Source organism: Gloeomargarita sp. SKYB120 (assembly GCA_025062155.1).
In the GTDB taxonomy this organism is placed as follows: domain Bacteria; phylum Cyanobacteriota; class Cyanobacteriia; order Gloeomargaritales; family Gloeomargaritaceae; genus Gloeomargarita.
In genome coordinates, this window is sequence record JANXAM010000078.1 from 1 (window position 1) to 701 (window position 701).

Genomic DNA, 701 nt, shown 5'->3' on the forward strand with positions numbered 1-701 from the left:
CGGGGTGATGCTGGCGGCTAGCGTCTTCTCCCTCCTCCTCCCGGGCATGGAGATCGCCCAGGCCCAAGGGATGCTCCCCTGGGTGCCGGCGGTGGTGGGCTTCCTCCTGGGCGGGGGGCTTTTGCGCCTTCTGGACCGCTTTTTGCCCCACCTCCACCTGGGGCCAGGGGCCCAGGAGGAAGGCCTGCACACCGCCTGGCGGCGCACCACCCTCCTCATCCTGGCCATCACCCTGCACAACTTCCCCGAGGGGCTGGCGGTGGGGGTGGCCTTTGGGGCCGCGGGCCTAGACCCCAGCGGGGCGGCCACCTTGGGGGGGGCGGTGGCCCTGGCGATGGGCATCGGCCTACAGAACCTTCCCGAAGGCCTGGCCGTGGCCTGGCCCCTGCGGCGGGCGGGCATCGGCGCGGGGCGGGCCTGGTTTTACGGCCAGCTTTCCGCCATCGTGGAACCCTTGGGGGCGGTGCTGGGCGCCCTGTTGGTGGCGGAGATGCAGGCCCTCCTGCCCTACCTCATGGCCCTGGCCGCGGGGGCCATGGTCTTCGTGATCGTGGAGGAGGTCATCCCGGAAAGCCAATCCGAGGGCAACGGGGACACCTCCACCTTTGGCGTCATGGTGGGCTTTGCCCTCATGATGGCCCTGGACGTGGCCCTGGGCTAACCCCCTCTAGAAAAGGGCCCTCAGGTCGGCCACCACCTTG

Annotated in this window: 1 protein-coding gene; it reads left to right on the plus strand. The window is 70.5% G+C overall.

The window, feature by feature from the left end; translation table 11 throughout:
• Positions 1 to 46: 46 nt before the first annotated feature.
• The gene (locus NZ705_12500; GenBank protein ID MCS7293763.1) at positions 47 to 661 is read left to right on the plus strand and encodes a ZIP family metal transporter; all 615 of its coding nucleotides are present in this window, start codon (positions 47 to 49) and stop codon (positions 659 to 661) included.
• The last annotated feature ends 40 nt before the right edge of the window (positions 662 to 701 follow it).